This window comes from Protofrankia sp. CiP3 (assembly GCF_917627345.1).
Classification (GTDB): domain Bacteria; phylum Actinomycetota; class Actinomycetes; order Frankiales; family Frankiaceae; genus Protofrankia.
The window spans coordinates 30,899-34,887 of record NZ_CAKJTM010000054.1; the positions used below are offsets into that span (position 1 = coordinate 30,899).

Below are 3,989 nucleotides of genomic sequence, written 5' to 3' on the forward strand. Positions count from 1 at the left end.
ACCGCTGGCGCCGACGTGGTGGCATCGCGGGACCACGCCAGCGAGCCGGTCACGGTTGATGGATGAGACCGGTGTGGCCGTTGCTGTCCGCTGAGCCGCCCGAGGGCACGGATCTCGGCCAGGGCGGGCAGCCCGCCGGATCCGGACTGTTCGGCCGGCTGCTCATCCTCACTCTCATTGTCCTGGCCAGCCTGCTCCTTGTGGCCGGTCTGCTCGGGCTGTGGCGGCTGACCCGCCTGTTCCAGGAGGACGACGCGATGACGCGCTGGGTGGATGGCAGCCGCCACGGCAGATGGCTGGCTGTCTTCGACGGCTATGGCAGGACCACCGCGGGGAACGTCGACGGTGAACAGGTGATCTCCCTTGCCCCGAAGCCGGCGCTGGCTCCCGGCACCACCCACGCGTCACTTGTGATCGGCGCGGACCATGACACCGACGTCCGCGTGACCGCACAGCTGCGTACCCTCCGCCAGCTGCGTGCGCCTAGGCCGCATCCCTGGGAGGTCGGCTGGCTGCTGTGGCATTACGCTGATACGGGTCATTTCTATGCTTTCACCCTCAAAACCAACGGTTGGGAACTCACGAAGCAGGACCCCGCCTATCCCGGCGGGCAGCGCTTCCTCGCCAGTGGCGAAATGCCGCATGCCACCGTCGCGACCTGGTACGCGATCGAGATCATTCAGGTCGGCGGCGCAATCACCGTTGCCGTCGATGGCGTACCGACCGCCGATCTGACCGACTCGGAGCGCCCTTATCTCGCCGGAGCCGTGGGGCTGTACTGCGAGGACTCCGAGGTGGAGTTCCGCCGGGTCACGGTCAGCACGGCTCCTCCCGCTCCTCGCCCGCGCTCATGATCTTCCCTCGTGCTGCTTTTCTCCGCCGTGCTCTCCCCGCCGATCACGTCAGCTCTGACCCGAAACGGACAAGGACCGACGAAAGGACACGTTATGGCCGGAAAGTTATCGACCCGTCCCGGCAGTGGGCCACACCGTACCGTCCTGGTGGTCTATGGCACCCGCCCGGAAGCAATCAAGATGGCACCGGTGGTCCGTGAGCTTGCGGCCTCGCCGTACTTTCACCCGGTCGTCGCCGTCACCGGACAGCACCGGAGCATGCTCGACCAGGTCAACACCTTGTTCGGCATCGTTCCCGACATCGATCTCGACGTCCTGCGGCAGGGCCAGACACTCGCCGGGGTCACCACCCGGTCGCTGGGCGGCCTGGAAGCCGCCATCGCGCAGGTACGACCGGATATCGTGATCGTCCAGGGCGACACGACCACGACCTTCACGGGCGCGCTTGCCGCCTTTTACCTCGGGGTCCCCGTCGCGCACCTGGAAGCGGGGCTGCGTACCAACGACCCCACCTCGCCGTTCCCAGAAGAGATCAACCGTCGGCTCACCACCCAGCTCGCGGACCTGCATCTGGCTCCCACCATCACAAGCCGTGACAATCTTATTGCCGAGGGTGTCAAGCCGGATACGGTACTCGTCATTGGTAACACCGTGATCGACTCACTGCTCTGGGTTGTCAAAGAGCCGATGCCGACGGAAAGCCCGCTGCTGGCGGAGATAGCGCACCGCACGTCCGGCGACCGGCCGGTGCTCCTGGTCACCGCTCACCGGCGGGAGTCCTGGGGCGAGCCGATGCGCAACGTCGGACAGGCGCTCGCGCGGCTCGCGACGCAACGGCCGGATCTCCTGATTGTCTTTCCCATCCACCGCAACCCGGCCGTGCGGTCGGCGATCATGCCCGTCGTCAGTGGCCTGGCGAACGTGATCGTCTCCGATCCGGCCGACTACGCGGCCTTCGCTCACCTGATGAGCCGCGCCACCATCGTGCTCACCGACAGTGGGGGAGTGCAGGAAGAAGCGCCTAGCCTCGGCAAGCCGGTGCTCGTCATGCGGGACAACACCGAGCGCCCCGAGGGCGTCGAAGCCGGAACGGTCGCGCTGGTCGGGACCGATCCCCGGCGGATCGTCGACAGCGTCGGCCGGCTCCTGGACGACCCGGCCGCGTACGCGGCAATGGCGGAAGTGGTGAACCCGTACGGCGACGGCGGCGCGGCGCGGCGCACCGTTGCCGCGCTGGCCCACTATTTCGGTTTCGGTCCGCCGGTCGACGAGTTCGTACCCAGGCTCGGTCCACCGGCCGGCCTGCGGACCACCGGCCGGATCCATGCGGGAAAGGACTGATGCAGGTGCGCACTCGTCGGTCCCGCAGCGTCGTACTATCGATCATACTTGCCATGCTGGCGCTGGTCGTAGGGCTGACCAGCACGGCCACGACGGCAAACGCCGAGCGGCCGCACTCCAGGCGGCTGTCGGCGCGGCACGGCGGCGACGTTGTGGCGCTGGCCGGCGGCAAGCTGGTCGCCCCGCCGCCGCCACCGTCCGTGTCACCCCCGCGACGCGGGCCCCGGCCGGTCCCGCCGCCCGGCACCGGTGCGGCGTCGACCACCCAGCCGGCAAGCGGCGCCCCTGGCGCGGCGGCGCGGATCCGGGCCGCCGCCATCACCACCGTGGCTACAGCCCCCGCCGGAACGCTCGTCCTGTACGACACCACGGGCCAGTGGGGCTGGCTCGGTGAGCAGTACGCCATCCAGACGGCGAACCTCGTCTCCCACTTCGGCACCTGGCGGGCGCATCCGGTGGCCGCCTATACGGCTGGTGAGATGGCGGGCTACGCCGCCGTCGTCTACATCGGCTCCACCTACGACGAGCAGGTGCCCACCGCGTTCCTCACCGACGTGCTGGCCGGCACCCGGCCAGTGGTGTGGATGTACGACAACATCTGGCAGCTCACCGCGCAGTCACCGGCCTTCACCGCCACCTATGGCTGGAACTGGTCCCAGTTCGACGTTTCCTCCGTCGCGGAGGTCCGTTACAAGAACACGAGTCTGACCCGGTACGCCGCCAACGGCAGCGGAATCATGAACTACGCCACCGTGGACACCACCAAGGCGACGGTGCTCGCCCAGGCTGTCCGGGCCGACGGGACAACATTCCCCTGGGCGCTGCGATCGAACAACCTCACCTACATCGGTGAGATCCCCTATTCCTACGCGGATATGACCGACCGCTATCTGGCGCTGTCGGACGTTCTCTTCGACGCGCTCGCGCCGGCCACGCAGACCCGTCACCGTGCCCTCGTCCGGATCGAGGACGTCGGCCCGGATGCGGATCCGGCCGAACTGCGCTCGATAGCCGACTACCTGTCGTCGGTCAAGGTGCCGTTCTCCGTGGCGGTCTACCCCCGTTACCGGGACCCCAACGGCGTCTACAACAACGGCACTCCGGTCGACATCACCCTGGCGAACGAGCCGGCCGTGGTCAGCGCGCTCACATACATGGTGAGCAAGGGCGGGACACTGCTGATGCACGGGTACACCCATCAGTACTCGAACGTGGCGAATCCGTACTCGGGCGTCAGCGCCGACGACTTCGAGTTCTTCCGGGCCCACATCGACGCCCTGAACAATGTTGTCTACGACGGCCCGGTGCCCGAGGACAGCCAGGCCTGGGCGGCCGGGCGCATCAACAGCGCGGCCACCGCTTTCACCGCAGCGGGCCTGCCCGCGCCGACGACGTTCGAGTTCCCGCACTACGCGGGATCGGCAGCCGACTACCGGGCCGTGGTCGCCAGATTCCCCAAACGGTACGAACGCGCGCTGTACTTCCGGAACCAGCTTGCCGGGGGAACCATTGACAGCGGTACCTTCAGCGGGCAGTTCTTCCCCTACCCCGTCACGGACGTGTACGGCACCTACGTCATTCCGGAGAACATCGGGAACATCGAGCCGGAGCCGTTCAACAACCACCCGGCTCGGCTGCCAGCCGATCTGATCGACTCGGCCAGGCGGAACCTCGTGGTCCGGGACGGGTTCGCAAGTTTCTTCTACCACCCCTACCTCGGGACGTCGTACCTGCGTGACACCGTCTCGGGGATCAAGAAGCTCGGCTACACCTTCGTCGCGGCGGGGGGCGTGT

3 protein-coding genes are annotated in these 3,989 nt (G+C 67.6%); all 3 read left to right on the forward strand.

The window, feature by feature from the left end:
- The first annotated feature begins 62 nt into the window (after positions 1-62).
- The gene (locus MJ797_RS17460; protein ID WP_239336191.1) at positions 63-854 is read left to right on the forward strand and encodes a family 16 glycoside hydrolase; all 792 of its coding nucleotides are present in this window, start codon (positions 63-65) and stop codon (positions 852-854) included.
- Positions 855-947: 93 nt separating this feature from the next.
- Complete coding sequence (wecB, locus tag MJ797_RS17465; protein ID WP_239336194.1) at positions 948-2,195, forward strand: non-hydrolyzing UDP-N-acetylglucosamine 2-epimerase; 1,248 nt, start codon at positions 948-950, stop codon at positions 2,193-2,195.
- 5 nt (positions 2,196-2,200) lie between these two features.
- A partial coding sequence (locus tag MJ797_RS17470) for a DUF2334 domain-containing protein (RefSeq protein ID WP_239336197.1) occupies positions 2,201-3,989 on the forward strand: 1,789 nt, incomplete at its 3' end.